This is a genomic window from Pseudorhodobacter sp. E13 (genome assembly GCF_003991405.1).
Classification (GTDB): Bacteria; Pseudomonadota; Alphaproteobacteria; order Rhodobacterales; family Rhodobacteraceae; genus Pseudorhodobacter.
Genome location: NZ_RPEN01000152.1, coordinates 138234 through 152541 on the forward strand (window position 1 = coordinate 138234; position 14308 = coordinate 152541).

Here is a 14308-nt window from a genome sequence, read left to right on the forward strand (position 1 = left end):
GGGGCGGCTTGGCCGCATCCCATCCTACCCCAAGGGATAGGCGGGCCATGCCAAAGGCCCCGCCCCCCCACCTTGCGCGCGGATGCAGGGGGCAGGCGGCCCCATTAAGGTCATGGCCAAAGGAGAGGCCCGATGACCGCACTCAACACCCTTCGCCGCAAGGCCGCACTGGCCCGCACCGATCCCCGCCGGATATCCATTCGCCGCATTCTGGTGGGCGGGCGTGTGGGCGATCTGGGGCGGTTTCCGCGCTATCTGGCCTTTGCCTTGCTGGGCGGAACGCTGATCTGGGCACCGATCACGGGCTATCTGCGCACCGCGCCGCTCAGCTTCAAATCGCAAACTTCGTTGATTCTGCCGGGGTCTGGCGCGTCAGCCTCGATGAACCTGAACGGGATCGGGCAGGCCTCCTCTTACGCCAATTCGGCCTTTGCCAGCAATTCCGTCAGCCCGACCGAAACCTATAAGCGGCTGATCGGGGCCGACCGGATTCTGGTTGCGGCAGCGCAATCCATGGGGCTGACCCGCCGCGATTTCGGGCAGCCCCGTATCAATCTGGTGGATCAGACCAGCCTCATCAATGTCGAGATGACAGGCAGCACCGCTCAGGATGCCCAAGCGCGGGGTGAGGCCCTGCTGACCGCGTTTTTCGCCGAACTTGATGCCTTGCGCGCCGATGAACAGCGCACCCGCGAGGATAGCGGGCTTGCCGCGATTGCCGAATATCGCAACTCGGTCGCGGCCACGCGCAGCGATATCGCGCAGTTGCAGCAGGATACCGGGCTGATCTCGGCCGGGCAATATGATGCGATGGTGGAGGCGACGCGCGTGCTGGAAAGCCGGGTGCAGGATCTGGCGGCGACTTTGGGCGAAAAGACGCAAAGCATGGCCGCGCTGGAGGCAACGCTGGGTATTCCCGCCGATGCGGCGGCCGCCACGTTGAAACTTTATGCCGATGCCGACTTTACCGCCCTGATCGCCGAAGCAGGCCGTCAGGCCGCCGCTTTGGCCGAGGCGCGATCTGCCTATGGCGAAGGCCACCCAAAGGTGCAGGACGCCCGCGCTGCCCATAGGGCCGCAACCGATGCCGCCCTGCGCCAAGCCGCACAGGTGACGGGTTTGGACGCAGCGCAATTGCAAGCGCTGGATCTGGCCCCGGCAGGCGCGCGGGCCGAATTGCTGGCGCAACTGGTGCGGATGGCGGCGGAAACGGCGGGCCTGTCGCGCGAATATGCCGCGCTGTCGGACCGTTTGCAGGCAGAGCTTGCCAAGCAACAAAGCCTGACCGCCGCCGCCGCCAAGCTGCAAGATTTGCAGCGCGACTTTTCGGTGGCCGAAGCGGTGTTTGCCACGGCGATTGCCCGCGCGCAGACCACGAAATCGGATGTCTATGCCTCTTACCCGCTGGTGCAGGTGCTGGAAAACCCCTCTCTGCCGGACCGCCCGTCCTCGCCCAATCGCAAGCTGGCTTTGGCGGCGGGGGCGGCGGCGACCTTGATGCTGCTGATCGGGCTGGTTCTGGGTTGGATGCGCTCGGCGCTGATCGGGCGGTTGTTGACCGCGCCGGGGCGGCCCGAATGACCCCGCAAAACCCGGCAGAGCGGATGCTGTATAAGGCCATGGTGCTGACATGGCCCTTTTATGCGGTGGGCGCGCTTTATGTGGTGGGTCCGGTGCTGGCTTGGGTGCTGGGCGCGCTGGCGGCGCTGGCGCTGTATCTGGGGCCAGCGATGCGGCGCGATTTGCAGGTGACGGGGCCGGTGCCAAACCTTGTTTGGCTGTGGTTTCTGGGCATGGCCGTGATGCTGGTGGCGCTGTGGGTCGGGCATCTGGATTGGGGGCTTGGCCTGAAGCAGACCATCAAATCCTCGATCGGTTGGGCCAAGGGCTGGGCCTTGCTGGCGCTGTTTCCGCTGATCGGGGCGGTGCTGCCCATCCGCCGCGCGGTGCTGATCCGGGGGCAATGCGTGGTGGGGGCGTGGACACTGGCGCTGGCCCCCTTGATGCTGGCCGCCCCCTATCTCGGCTTGCCCGAACGGCTGTTCACCTCGCCCCTGAAAGCCGTTGGCGGGCCGGGGCCGGAATATTTCAGCGTTTATCTGTTCACCTTTGATCCGGCAAGCTGGACGCCGCGCTGGCAGTTCTATGCCCCATGGTCGCCCTTTGCGGCGCTGCTGGGTGTGGTGATGGTGTTGTTCGCGCTCGAGGAAAAACAGCGGCGCTGGATGCTTTTGGGGGTGGGGGCGGGGGTTTTGATGATCCTTGCCTCCAAATCCCGGATGGGGCTTGTGGGGCTGGTGGCCTGCACGGTTGGGCCCCGCATGTTGCCGCTGATCCTGCGCGGTTGGGCGTGGCATATGGTGGCGGGCCTGACCGCATCGCTGGCGGTATTCGGCACCACGCTGCTGACCCTGGGCCAAGACGCGGTGTCCGCCTTCAAAGGCGCGCGGGCCGACAGCACCCGCGTGCGCGAAACCCTGCAACGCATCGCGCGCGAGCGGTGGCAGAATGAGGCGGTCTGGTTCGGCCATGGCACGGTGCATCCCGGTTCTCATGCGGTGGAATATATGCCGATTGGCAGCCATCACACTTGGTATGGGTTGCTGTTTGTCAAAGGTTTGGTGGGCTTTGCCGCGCTGCTGGTGCCGATGCTGCTGCATATCGGCTTTGTGATGCTGGATGCCGCACGCCATCCGCGCGGGCGCTTGCCGCTGGGCATTTTGATGACGATCACCTTGCTGTCCTTTGGCGAAAACCTGGAGATCGAGGCCTATATGCTATGGCCGGGGCTGGTGCTGCTGGGGGTGCATCTGCGCGAGGTGGCCGACAGCCAAGCCACCCATGAAGCTTAGGCGCCGGCCCGCAGCCGCAGGGTTTCCGCCGCCCCTTGCACCACGCCTGCAATCTCGGACAATTGCTTGCCCAAGGGGCTGGCCTTGCGCCAGATCATGCCGATGGTCCGGGTCGGGCGCGGGCTTGCAAACCGCGCGATGGACACCGCCGCCGAGCGGGTTTCCACATCCACCGCCATTTCAGGGATCAAGGTCACGCCGATGCCCGCCCCCACCATCTGCACCAATGTGGTCAGCGAGCTGCCGTCCAGCAATTCGCGCGGCAAAGCCGATTGCATGTTGCAAAACGACAGCGCCTGATCGCGGAAACAATGGCCTTCCTCCAGCAAAAGCAAGCGCATCTCGCGCAGGGTTTCGCGGTTTGGCACGGGTTTTCCGGCATCTTCCTGCGGGCGGACCAGCACGAAATCTTCGGCAAACAGCGCCGCTTCGGTCAGCGCGGGTTCCGAGACGGGCAGGGCGACGATGGCGGTATCCAGCCGCCCCTCGGTCAGTTCTTGCAACAGCTTTGGCGTCACCGTTTCGCGGATATGGATATCCAGTTCGGGGTAAAGCGCTGTCAGCCGCCCAATCAGCGTGGGCAAAAGATAGGGCGCGATGGTCGGGATCACCCCGATCCGCAAGCGCCCCACCAGCTTGTCCTGCGAGGCGCGGGCCAGATCGCCCAATTCATCCACCGCGCGCAGAATGTCACGCACCCGCAGGGCAAATTCCTCTCCGAAATGCGTTAGGCGGACCCGCCGGGTGCCGCGTTCAAACAGGTCGGTGCCCAGCGACAGTTCCAACTCTTTGATCTGCATCGACAGGGCAGGCTGCGAAATGGCGCAATCATCGGCGGCATGGCCGAAATGGCCGTGGCGGGCCAAAGCCTCAAAATAGCGCATCTGTTTCAGGGTCACGTTCTTCATAATTCAGGCTTATCGTATCAATCAGAAAATACAACTTAAACTAATCGCGCGGCTTTGCTATGGTTGCGCCAAGCGATGCAGAGACAGGCATGAGGCGGGCATCTTGCCCCAGTGCTGCCCCCACCGTTTCGGGCCGCGTAAGTCTTTGCGACATTGAATAAAACGATACCAACACAGGAGAAAACCATGGACGGAAACGATATCGGAACGGGCGGCAAATGCCCGGTGATGCATGGTTCGGTTAGCAATTCTGCGCGGTCCAACCGCGATTGGTGGCCGAATCAGTTGAACCTGAAAGTGCTGCACCAGCAGTCGTCCTTGTCGAACCCGATGGGCGCGGCCTTCAACTATGCCGAGGCGTTCAAGACGCTGGATCTGGCTGCGGTGAAGGCGGATCTTTACGCGCTGATGACCGACAGTCAGGATTGGTGGCCTGCCGATTACGGGCATTACGGCCCGCTGTTCATCCGCATGGCATGGCACAGCGCCGGCACCTATCGCACCGCCGATGGCCGGGGCGGGGCCTCTACCGGGACGCAGCGCTTTGCGCCGCTGAACTCTTGGCCGGACAATGGCAACCTTGACAAGGCCCGCCGCCTGCTGTGGCCGATCAAGCAGAAATACGGCAACGCGCTGTCCTGGGCCGATCTGATGATCCTTGCGGGCAATTGCGCGCTGGAATCCATGGGCTTCAAGACCTTTGGCTTTGGCGGCGGTCGCGCCGATATCTGGGAGCCGGAGGAAGATATTTACTGGGGGGCCGAGGCTGAATGGCTGGCCACCTCTGACAAGGAAAACAGCCGCTATTCCGGCGAGCGTGAGCTGGAAAACCCGCTGGCCGCCGTGCAGATGGGCCTGATTTATGTGAACCCCGAAGGCCCGGACGGCAACCCCGACCCCATCGCATCGGGCCGGGATGTGCGCGAAACCTTTGCGCGCATGGCGATGAATGACTATGAAACCGTCGCCTTGGTTGCAGGGGGGCACACCTTTGGCAAGGCGCATGGCAATGGCCCGGCAACGGCCGTTGGCGCAGAACCCGAAGGCGCACCGATGGAGGCGATGGGCTTTGGCTGGCTGTCGACCCATGGGTCGGGCAAAGGTTATGATGCCATCACCTCCGGCATCGAAGGCGCGTGGAAACCCAACCCGACCAAATGGGACATGGGCTATTTCGACGTGCTGTTCGGCTATGAGTGGGAATTGGTGAAATCCCCCGCCGGGGCAAACCAGTGGCGTGCCAAAGACGTGCGGCCCGAGCATATGGTCGTCGATGCGCATGACCCGTCCAAGCGTCACGCGCCGATGATGACGACCGCCGATATGTCGCTGCGCATGGACCCGGCCTATGAGAAAATCTCGCGCCATTTCCATGCCAACCCGGATGAATTTGCCGATGCCTTCGCGCGGGCATGGTTCAAGCTGACCCACCGCGACAGTGGCCCGAAGGCGCTGTATCTGGGGCCAGAGGTTCCGGCAGAAGATCTGATCTGGCAAGATCCGGTGCCTGCGGTCGATCATCCGTTGGCCGATGCTGCCGATATTGCGGCGCTGAAAGCCAAGATCTTGGCTTCTGGCCTGACGGGTGCGGAACTGGTGCAAACGGCTTGGGCTTCGGCCTCGACCTATCGTGGGTCGGACAAGCGGGGCGGGGCCAATGGCGCGCGTATCCGTCTGGCACCGCAAAAGGATTGGGCTGCAAACCAGCCTGAACAACTGGCCCGTGTTCTGTCGGTGCTGGAAGGTATTCAGGCCGGGTTCAACACCGGGGCCAAGAAAATCTCGATGGCCGATCTGATCGTGCTGGGCGGCGTTGCGGCGGTGGAAGCCGCAGCCAAAGCCGCTGGCCACGCGGTAGAGGTGCCCTTTACCCCCGGCCGCACCGATGCCACCCAGGAACAGACCGATGTTGAAAGCTTTGAGGTGATGGAACCGGTGGCAGACGGGTTCCGCAACTACCTCAAAGGCAGCTATTCGGTGTCGGCTGAGGAGTTGTTGGTGGATCGCGCCCAGCTTCTGACGCTGACCGCGCCGGAAATGACTGTGCTGGTCGGCGGCTTGCGGGTGATTGGCGGCAATGTCGGCGGGGCAACCCATGGCGTGCTGACCGACCGTCCCGGCAGCCTGACCACCGATTTCTTCACCAATCTGCTGGATATGGCCACCGCGTGGGTGCCCACCGATGCAAGTGCTGTGCTGTTCGACGGGCGTGACGCCAAAACCGGCAAGAAGAAATGGACCGGCACCCGCGCCGATCTGGTCTTCGGCTCCAACTCGCAACTGCGGGCGATTGCCGAAGTCTATGCCAGCAAGGGCAACGAGGCGCGCTTTGTGCAGGATTTCGTGGCGGCATGGACCAAGGTGATGAACCTTGGCCGCACCGATCTGGCCTAAGCGCCAGCCTACAATCCAAAACACGCGGCCTTTCGGGGCCGCGTTTTTTATTGGGGGGCTACACCGAAACCTGCGCCCGCAAGGCATCGCGGGGCAGCGCGGATTTGCGGTCATTGATCGCCACCGCCCCGCGCCGCAGCACATAGACCTGATCGGCAAGGTTATAGGCAAAGTCGAAATACTGTTCGACCATCACAATCGCCATGCTGCCCTTGGATTTCAGATAGGTGATCACATGGCCGATCTGCTGGATGATATTGGGCTGGATGCCCTCGGTCGGTTCATCCAGCAGCAAGACGCGGGGCTGCATGATCATCGCGCGGCCAATCGCAAGCTGTTGCTGCTGCCCGCCCGACAAATCCCCCCCGCGCCGGTTCTGCATGTCTTTCAGCACGGGAAACAGCTCATAAACCTCATCGGGGATGTGATGTTTGGCCTTGGGCAGCACCGAAAAGGCGGTTTCCAGATTTTCGCGCACTGTCAGCAGCGGAAAGATCATCCGGCCCTGTGGCACCACCGCCAAACCGCGATGCGCCATGTCATTGGGGCGCAGGATGCCCAATTGCGCGCCCGCCAGTTCCACCGTCCCGCCGGATCGCGGATGCGCCCCGCTCAGCGCCTTCAGAAAGCTGGTCTTGCCGACACCATTGGTGCCCATGATACAGGTCACTTCGCCCTGTTTCGCCTCAAAATCAATGCCATGCAGGATCTGAGAGCCGCCGTAATGCAGGGTCAGGCCTTGGGTTCTTATCATTGCATCTGTCCTTTATTCACCACGGCCAAGATAGACATCAATCACATCCTTGTTCCGCGTCACATGGTCGAGCGAGCCTTCGGCCAGCACCGCGCCTTCATGCAGCACCGTGACCTTGCAATTCAGGCGGCGCACGAATTCCATGTCATGTTCCACCACCACCACCGCGCGGGTCTTGGCAATGTCCACCAGCATATCGGTGGTGCGGTCGCGTTCAGCGGGGGTCATACCTGCCGCAGGTTCATCGACCAGCAAAAGCCGGGGTTCCTGCGCCAGCAGCATTGCAATTTCCAGCCATTGCTTTTGCCCATGGCTCAGCTCTCCAGCCTTGCGGGCCAGATGGTCCGACAGGCCGACCTCGGCCGCCAGTTCCGCGATCCGGGCCTGATCTGCGGCTTTCGCCTTCCATGCCAACACCCGCCACGGGCTGCGCGCGGCTTTCAGGGCCAGCGTCAGGTTTTCAGCCACGGTCTGATCCTCAAACACGGTGGGGCGCTGGAATTTGCGGCCAATGCCCACGCGCGCGATCTGTGCCTCGGTCAGTTTCAGCAAGGATTGCGAGCGATCGCCAAACAGCACCGAGCCGCTGTCGGGCCGGGTTTTGCCGGTGACGATATCCATGAAGGTGCTTTTGCCCGCGCCGTTGGGCCCGATGATGGCGCGCAATTCTGCCGCGCCGATGGTAAAGGTCAGGTTATTGATGGCGCGAAAGCCGTCAAAGCTGACCGTGACGCCTGAAACTTCCAGCAGCGCGCTCATTTCAACGCCTCCCGTTCTTGCAAGGCGCCTTGGTCCGGCCCCAAGGGGGCGCCCCGGCGGTTGGGGCTGCGCAGGCCCGCCAGCGTGTCAAACAAACCGCCAAGCCCCTTTGGCGCGAACAGCGTGACCAGCACAAAGGTCAGGCCCAGCAACACCTGCCACCAGTTCACCCAATCCAGCGTGCCAAAGCCAAGCGGGATGGACGGCGCGCGCCCGCCTGTGAACCAACTGGACAAAAGCGACACAACCGCCGCGCCAATCACCGCACCATACAGCCGCCCGCGCCCGCCAATCGCGACCCAGACCGCAAGGTAGATAGAGGCCGTGGGGGCCAGTTCTGCCGGGTTGATGATGCCCGCTTGCGGATAGTAAAGCGCCCCAGCCAGCGCGATGATCACCGCCGTCAAAGTAAAGACAAAAAGCTTGTAGCCCTCGACCGAATAGCCCAGAAACCGCACCCGCGCCTCGTCATCGCGGATGGCGCGGATGACCGAGCCGAATTTGCCCGAAACGATCCATGTCATCAGCAGATAGGCCAGCCCAAGCGCCAAGGCCGAGGCCCAGAAGAACCACATCGACAGCTTGTCTTGGCCCACATCCGTCAGCCCCGGCAGGTTTTGCAGGCCCGACAGACCGTTATTGCCGCGCAGGCCGGAATCGTTCTGAAACAGGTAAAGCGCCAGCGCCAGTGTCATCGCTTGGGTCAGGATGGACAGGTAAACCCCTGTCACCCGCGACCGGAAGGCCAGCCAGCCAAAGACCAGCGCCAGCAGCCCCGGCACCAGCACGACCAGCGCCATTTGCAGCGGAAAGCTATAGGCAAAGCCCCAGATCGCGGGCAGGTCCGAGGCACCGACCACGCCGAAAATCTGGCTGGCGATGCCTTGCTCCAACTCTTGCGGGGTGGCGGGCAGACCGCCTTGCGACAGGGCCGCCTCGACAATCTCGCGGGTGCGGGCATACATCAGCCACATGCCGATCATATAGCCGCCAATCGCGAAAAACGCCATGTGACCAAGGCTCAGGATGCCTGCATAGCCCCAGATCAGATCCATGGCGAGTGCGGCCAGACACAGGCACAGCGTCTTGCCCAGTGTCTTGATGAAAGACGTGGACAGATGCCCCGAGCCATAGCCTTCGGACAGCAGGGTCATCAGCAAGGTAAAGCCCAACAGCACGGCCAGAAAGACAAACAGCGATGGGGATTTGCGGGTGTCGGTCATGTCAATCTCCTGCCGCGCGGCCCTTGAGGGCGATGATGCCCCGGGGGCGAACCTGAATGAACAGAATGATGAACAGGATCATATAGGTCTGGGCCGCCAGCGTGTTGGAAGGGTTCAGCCATTCAATCGCCTTTTGCAGCCCGCCGATCATCGTGGCCCCGGCCAGCGCGCCCCAGATATTGCCGACCCCGCCGACAACCACGGTCATGAAACTTTGCACGATGTAATCGGTGCCCAGTTCCGATGTGACCTTGGCAAAGAGGCCGATCGCCACGCCCGCAATCCCTGCGATGCCGGAACCGATGCCAAAGGTCAGCATATTGATACGGTCGGGGTTGATACCCATGCTGGCCGCCATGGTCGGGTTTTGCGTCACGGCGCGCACCTCCAGCCCCAGCCGCGTGCGCTTCATCAGCCACAGAAAAAAGCCAAGGAACAGCAGCGCCAGCCCGAAAATCGCGATGCGGATATAGCTGATCGACACCACGTCATTCAGCACCCACGCCCCATCCAGCCAAGCGGGGGATGTCAGCGGGCGGGCCTGAGTGCCAAACACATTCTTCAGGATTTGCTGCAAGGCGATGGAAATCCCGAAGGTCGCCAGCAAGGTTTCCAGCGGGCGTTTATACAGATGCCGGATCACCAGCCGCTCCATCGCGACGCCAAGCGCAAAGGTGACGGCAAAGGCCAGCGGCAAGGCCACCACGATAGAGGCGGTGTAATTGGGCACCCATTGCTGCACCACAAACCCGGTATAGGCCCCGATGGTGATAAATTCACCATGCGCCATATTGATGACGCCCATCACGCCAAAAGTAATCGCAAGCCCGATCGCCGCCAGAAAATAGATCGAGGCCAGCGACAGCCCGTCCAACGCCAGATCGGCGGTTTGCATCAGCCCGACCTGTTGCGAAATCGCTGACAGGGCTGCCTTGGCCGCTGTGGTGACAGCAGGGTCAGCCTCTTGGTAAATCTCTAGGAATTGGTGCTGGGCAAGGGCGGTGGCCACTTCATCCTCGGTGGTGGCGACGGGCACGTTTCCGGCCGTTTCAAGCGCGGTATAGGCGCGGTCGCGGGCGGCTTGGGTGTTCAGCTCTGCCACCGGAATGCCGCCCACCGCCCCGTTTTCCACATTGGCCAGCAAGGCCGCGCGCTGGGCCTCCAGCGTCAGGCGGGCGGGGGCAAGCCCCGCGTCTTGCAGCAGGGCGTAGGCTTCAGCTTCCGCGATGGTTTTGCCGGGGATCAGCCTTTGCGCGATGTTGCCTTGCGGTGCCTCACCCGCCGCAAGCGCCACCCGGCGCGTCGCCAGCAAAGGGTTCAAGGCCCCGCGCAGATCAAGCCCCAGATCGGCCCCGAAGCTTTCAATCGCTGCCACGCGGGCGGCGCTGTCGGGGTCAAAGCGCAGGGTCAGCAGACGTTCCAGCCGTTGTTTTTGCGCCAAAAGCACTGGGTCCGTCTCGGCGGGAATAGAGGCGCGCAAGGGGGCAAGCCCGGCCTCTGCCGGATCGGTGGCGATGGAGTCGAGCGCCGCGGCACGTTTCGCGCGGTCCGGGTCCGACAGGTTGAATTGCACAAGGGCTGTCGCGATCAGCCCACGCACCCCGGCATTGGGGCGCAGTTCGGTGATGTCCGACCGGGGCGCGCTGCCCAGATCATTGCCTTGCAGGTCGCGCAGCGCATAGGCATCGCCTTGCGCCGCGATCAGCACAAACCGCCCATCGGATTTGCGCAAGCCCAGCCCCTTTTCGGCCCATGCCCCCAAAATCACCGCCGCCGATGGGTCGCCGCTGGCCGCCAGCGCATCAATCACCGGGCCGATGCTGGTCCGAGAGGCCTTTTCGACCAAGGCGCTGTTGGATTGCAGGATCTCTTGGGCAATCTGCGCTTGGGCAAGGCCTGTCCAAAGACAGCAAAACAGAACCGCCAAAAGTCGAAGGGGCATGCGCATGGGCTTTTCCAGATCTATCGGAAGGACAGGAAGGGGGGAGAGGGGCGCAAACCCCTCTCCCCCGCAAAGGTCAGTAGTTTGAGGTCAACTGAACGCAGGTCTTGGTCTGGGTGTTATACATCCCGCATTTCAGCTCTTTCCAATCGGCATCCAGCACCGCGGATTCCGGCAGGAAATCGGTCCAGGCATCGCCCGGAACCGGGTCGGTCTGGCTGATGATGTCAAACTGACCATCGGCGCGAATTTCGCCGATCAGCACGGGTTTGGTCAGGTGGTGGTTCGGCAGCATTTCCGACATGCCACCCGTCAGGTTCGGGAATTTCTGCCCGATCATCGCCGCAGACACCGCATCCACATCGGTGGTTCCGGCCTCTGTCACCGCATTCACCCACATGTTGAAGCCGATGTAATGCGCTTCCATCGGGTCATTAGTGACGCGCGCATCGTCCTTGATGAAGGCTTTCCACGCCGCGATGAATTCGGCGTTCTCCGGGGTTTCGGCAGACATGAAGTAGTTCCATGCGGCCAGATGCCCGACGAGGTTGGAGGTATCCAGCCCCGAAAGCTCCTCTTCACCGACCGAGAAGGCAACCACGGGCAGTTTGTCGGCGGTCACACCAGCGGCGGCCAGTTCCTTGTAAAAGCCGATATTGGCATCGCCGTTGATGGTGGAAATCACGCCCACCTTTTTGCCATCCGCGCCCAAGGCCACCACATCGCCCACGATTTTCGACCAGTCGGAATGGCCGAAGGGGGTGTAGTTCACAAAGATATCCTCTTTCGGGATGCCTTTGGAAATCAGGTATGATTCCAGAATGTTGTTGGTCGTGCGCGGGTAGACGTAATCGGTGCCGAGCAGCGCGAATTTCTCGATCCCCAGTTCTTCCAGATAGTAATCCACCGCCGGAATCGCCTGCTGGTTCGGCGCGGCCCCGGTGTAGAACACGTTTTTCGACGATTCCTCGCCTTCATATTGCACCGGATAGAACAGCAATCCGTTCAACTCCTCGATCACCGGCAGCACCGATTTGCGCGACACGGATGTCCAGCAGCCGAACATCACATCGACATTGGACACGGTCAGCAATTCGCGGGCCTTTTCGGCAAACAGCGGCCAGTCAGAGGCCGGGTCAACCACCACCGCTTCCAGCTTTTTACCCAGCAGGCCGCCCTTGGCGTTTTGCGCCTCGATCAGCATCAGCATGGTGTCTTTCAGCGTGGTTTCCGAAATCGCCATCGTGCCCGAAAGCGAGTGAAGCACGCCGACCTTGATGGTGTCTTCCTGTGCGAAAGCAATGCGCGGGGCGGCGAAAGCCGCGATGCCGGAGGCCAAAAGCGCGCGTCTGGATAGTTTCATGGTCATTCCCCTGTGGGGCCGCACCGTGCCTTTCCCTTTGCACAAAGAAAGGGCATATTGGCCGGGCAGCGTTTCGTTGCACCCGTGCGGTGGGAAAGGCCGTCCAAACCAATTTCCCGCCGCACATCTTCGGTTTCATCTGAACCGAGCAAGTGCAGAAAAATTGACAGATCGACCTATGACAATGCTTCCGCCGATTGGTTTGCCTTGATTTCCGGCAGTTGGGTTGCGCTGTCTAATTTTTGGGCATTGCGCTGTGCTGCGGTGCAGAAATTCAGCAGCCCGTCAATGCCGCACCTCATGCTTCAGCCCGCAGAACCAAGCCGCCTTCGTTTTCCAGAAACTGTAGGATCGGGGCGATTCCGGCCCCTTGGCGCAATTGGGCCAGAACATAGGGCTTTGCCCCGCGCGCGGTTTTGGTATCGGCCTCCAGTTGCGCGATATCGACCCCGACATAAGGCGCAAGATCGGTCTTGTTGACCACCAGCATATCCGACCGCGTCAGCCCCGGCCCCTTTTTACGCGGGATGTCCTGACCTGCGGCCGTGTCGATCACATAGATCGTCAGGTCCGCCAGTTCGGGGCTGAAAGTCGCTGCAAGGTTATCGCCCCCGGATTCGATCAGGATCAGGTCCAGATCATCAAAGGCCGCGTTCAGATCGGCAATGGCGGCAAGGTTGATGCTGGCATCCTCGCGGATCGCGGTATGCGGGCAGCCGCCGGTTTCCACGCCGCGAATGCGCGCGGCAGGCAGCACCTGGGCGCGCAGCAGGTAATCGGCATCTTCGCGCGTGTAAATGTCATTGGTGATCACCGCCATGGAACAGCGCTGCCCAAGCGCCGCGCACAGTTTTTCCGTCAGTGTGGTTTTGCCAGCGCCCACCGGGCCACCGATGCCAACCCGCAAAGGGCCATTCGGGCTTTTCATGATCGGAATATCCTTACATCAAGGGTTTCGTGCTGCATCTGCGCCAGTTCCGCGCCAAAGCAGGCAGAGCCAAGCGCGCAAAGCGGTTCGGTGGCACAGGTTTCGGCCTGTGCCAGAAGGGCGGGGCCAAGATCGGCCAGCACTTGCTGCCCCGTGGTTTGCCCAAGCGGCACGAATTTGACCGCCGCCGCGATCAACTGCCCGGCCAGCCCTTGCAAAAACAGCGCCAGCACCTGTGGCGTCTGGATCGCCAAGGCCCGCGTGGCATGGCCCACGGCCACGGCATAGGGCAGGGGCGGCTGTGCCACGCCCGTCATGGCGGCGATGGTCTGGCCAAAGGCGCGGCCCTGATCGGCCATTTCCTGCGCGCGTTCGGCGCTGCCCGCATAGGCGCGGGCCAGATCGGCCAAAGCGTCGATGTCGGTTTCCGGCGCACGGGCATGGGCCAGCAGAATGGCATCCATCCGCCCCGAGCCATGCGTCAGCACCGACAGCACCCAATCGCGCAGGCTTGCCGCATCCGATACAGCGCCATCGGTGATCGCCTGTTCCAGCCCTTGCGAATAGGCAAAACCGCCGATGGGAAACGCAGGCGACAGCCATTGCGTCAGGCGCAGATGGTCCAGCGCGTCATCCATGGTGGCGGTGAAAGGTCGCGCCGCCGTCATGGCTGTGCAGGCCGAAAGCGCTTGCATGGTCATCGCCCCCATCGGCAACCGCCCCATCGGCATCCCCGCCGTGGGAATGGCCCATCGTGCGGCCATGCCCATAGGCACCGCCTTCGGGGCGGAAAGGTTGCGTGACAATTTCCAGCGAGGCCCCCAGATTGGTCAGCATCGCCTCCAGCACATGATCGCGGCAGATCACCAGATGATCCGCGCCAATCTGGCAGGGTGTGTGGCGGTTGCCGATATGCCAGGCCAGCCGGGGAATATCGCCGGTGATCCTGACCACGGATTCCTCGGCGGCGCGCACGGCGATGCGTCGACCGTCTGACAGCACAAAGGCATCGCCATCATTCAGGCTGGTGGTCTGCGCCAGATCGGCCAGAAATGACAGGCCCTTATCCGTCGTCAAGCGCTTGCGGCGCAGAATACGGGCGGCATAATCCAGCACCACAGCCTCGGCCAGCGCCGCGCCGCCATTGCGGATGATCTCTCGGGCGAAGGGTTGAGCGGTCATGGG

At 62.3% G+C, this 14308-nt stretch carries 12 protein-coding genes; 3 read left to right on the forward strand and 9 right to left on the reverse strand.

Annotated elements, in window-relative coordinates; translation table 11 throughout:
- Nucleotides 1–132 precede the first annotated feature (132 nt).
- Both EGN72_RS07760 and EGN72_RS07765 read left to right on the forward strand, forming a co-directional pair.
- Nucleotides 133–1581, forward strand: a complete 1449-nt coding sequence (locus tag EGN72_RS07760) for a hypothetical protein (RefSeq protein ID WP_127046235.1) — start codon at nucleotides 133–135, stop codon at nucleotides 1579–1581.
- The gene (locus EGN72_RS07765) at nucleotides 1578–2852 is read left to right on the forward strand and encodes an O-antigen ligase domain-containing protein (protein ID WP_127046237.1); all 1275 of its coding nucleotides are present in this window, start codon (nucleotides 1578–1580) and stop codon (nucleotides 2850–2852) included. Before EGN72_RS07760 ends, EGN72_RS07765 begins: the two co-directional genes overlap by 4 nt.
- Here EGN72_RS07765 and EGN72_RS07770 read toward each other — a convergent pair.
- Nucleotides 2849–3760, reverse strand: a complete 912-nt coding sequence (locus tag EGN72_RS07770; protein WP_127046239.1) for a hydrogen peroxide-inducible genes activator — start codon at nucleotides 3758–3760, stop codon at nucleotides 2849–2851. The two genes, EGN72_RS07765 and EGN72_RS07770, sit on opposite strands and share 4 nt — an antisense overlap.
- A gap of 186 nt (nucleotides 3761–3946) precedes the next feature.
- Between EGN72_RS07770 and katG the strand changes: the two genes are divergently transcribed.
- Complete coding sequence (katG, locus tag EGN72_RS07775) at nucleotides 3947–6154, forward strand: catalase/peroxidase HPI (RefSeq protein WP_127046241.1); 2208 nt, start codon at nucleotides 3947–3949, stop codon at nucleotides 6152–6154.
- A 58-nt stretch (nucleotides 6155–6212) separates the two neighbouring features.
- Here katG and urtE read toward each other — a convergent pair whose 3' ends face one another.
- From urtE to EGN72_RS07815, 8 genes are all read right to left on the reverse strand, one after another.
- The gene (gene urtE / locus EGN72_RS07780) at nucleotides 6213–6908 is read right to left on the reverse strand and encodes an urea ABC transporter ATP-binding subunit UrtE (protein ID WP_127046243.1); all 696 of its coding nucleotides are present in this window, start codon (nucleotides 6906–6908) and stop codon (nucleotides 6213–6215) included.
- A gap of 12 nt (nucleotides 6909–6920) precedes the next feature.
- Entirely contained in the window at nucleotides 6921–7667 is a 747-nt protein-coding gene (gene urtD / locus EGN72_RS07785; RefSeq protein WP_127046245.1) for an urea ABC transporter ATP-binding protein UrtD, read from the reverse strand.
- Nucleotides 7664–8890 (reverse strand): urea ABC transporter permease subunit UrtC, encoded by a 1227-nt coding sequence (gene urtC, locus EGN72_RS07790; RefSeq protein ID WP_127046247.1) that lies wholly within the window; start codon nucleotides 8888–8890, stop codon nucleotides 7664–7666. The genes urtD and urtC overlap by 4 nt, the downstream gene beginning before the upstream one ends.
- Nucleotide 8891: 1 nt before the next feature.
- A complete protein-coding gene (urtB, locus tag EGN72_RS07795; RefSeq protein WP_127046249.1) occupies nucleotides 8892–10838 on the reverse strand; it encodes an urea ABC transporter permease subunit UrtB in 1947 nt (648 codons plus the stop codon).
- 70 nt (nucleotides 10839–10908) lie between these two features.
- Entirely contained in the window at nucleotides 10909–12195 is a 1287-nt protein-coding gene (urtA, locus tag EGN72_RS07800) for an urea ABC transporter substrate-binding protein (RefSeq protein ID WP_127046251.1), read from the reverse strand.
- Nucleotides 12196–12493: 298 nt separating this feature from the next.
- Nucleotides 12494–13123, reverse strand: coding sequence for an urease accessory protein UreG (gene ureG, locus EGN72_RS07805; protein WP_127046253.1), 630 nt, complete (start codon nucleotides 13121–13123; stop codon nucleotides 12494–12496).
- The gene (locus tag EGN72_RS07810; protein ID WP_127046305.1) at nucleotides 13120–13761 is read right to left on the reverse strand and encodes an urease accessory protein UreF; all 642 of its coding nucleotides are present in this window, start codon (nucleotides 13759–13761) and stop codon (nucleotides 13120–13122) included. Before EGN72_RS07810 ends, ureG begins: the two co-directional genes overlap by 4 nt.
- Complete coding sequence (locus EGN72_RS07815) at nucleotides 13754–14305, reverse strand: urease accessory protein UreE (RefSeq protein ID WP_127046255.1); 552 nt, start codon at nucleotides 14303–14305, stop codon at nucleotides 13754–13756. The genes EGN72_RS07810 and EGN72_RS07815 overlap by 8 nt, the downstream gene beginning before the upstream one ends.
- Nucleotides 14306–14308 lie beyond the last annotated feature (3 nt).

Excerpts from the sequence above, each read along its gene's own strand:
- urtC (WP_127046247.1), bottom strand. The coding sequence starts at position 8,890 with ATGACCGACACCCGCAAATCCCCATCGCTGTTTGTCTTTCTGGCCGTG.
- urtA (WP_127046251.1), bottom strand. The coding sequence starts at position 12,195 with ATGAAACTATCCAGACGCGCGCTTTTGGCCTCCGGCATCGCGGCTTTC.
- urtE (WP_127046243.1), bottom strand. The coding sequence starts at position 6,908 with ATGATAAGAACCCAAGGCCTGACCCTGCATTACGGCGGCTCTCAGATC.
- EGN72_RS07765 (WP_127046237.1), top strand. The coding sequence starts at position 1,578 with ATGACCCCGCAAAACCCGGCAGAGCGGATGCTGTATAAGGCCATGGTG.
- ureG (WP_127046253.1), bottom strand. The coding sequence starts at position 13,123 with ATGAAAAGCCCGAATGGCCCTTTGCGGGTTGGCATCGGTGGCCCGGTG.
- EGN72_RS07815 (WP_127046255.1), bottom strand. The coding sequence starts at position 14,305 with ATGACCGCTCAACCCTTCGCCCGAGAGATCATCCGCAATGGCGGCGCG.
- EGN72_RS07770 (WP_127046239.1), bottom strand. The coding sequence starts at position 3,760 with ATGAAGAACGTGACCCTGAAACAGATGCGCTATTTTGAGGCTTTGGCC.
- urtB (WP_127046249.1), bottom strand. The coding sequence starts at position 10,838 with ATGCGCATGCCCCTTCGACTTTTGGCGGTTCTGTTTTGCTGTCTTTGG.
- EGN72_RS07810 (WP_127046305.1), bottom strand. The coding sequence starts at position 13,761 with ATGGATGACGCGCTGGACCATCTGCGCCTGACGCAATGGCTGTCGCCT.
- katG (WP_127046241.1), top strand. The coding sequence starts at position 3,947 with ATGGACGGAAACGATATCGGAACGGGCGGCAAATGCCCGGTGATGCAT.
- EGN72_RS07760 (WP_127046235.1), top strand. The coding sequence starts at position 133 with ATGACCGCACTCAACACCCTTCGCCGCAAGGCCGCACTGGCCCGCACC.
- urtD (WP_127046245.1), bottom strand. The coding sequence starts at position 7,667 with ATGAGCGCGCTGCTGGAAGTTTCAGGCGTCACGGTCAGCTTTGACGGC.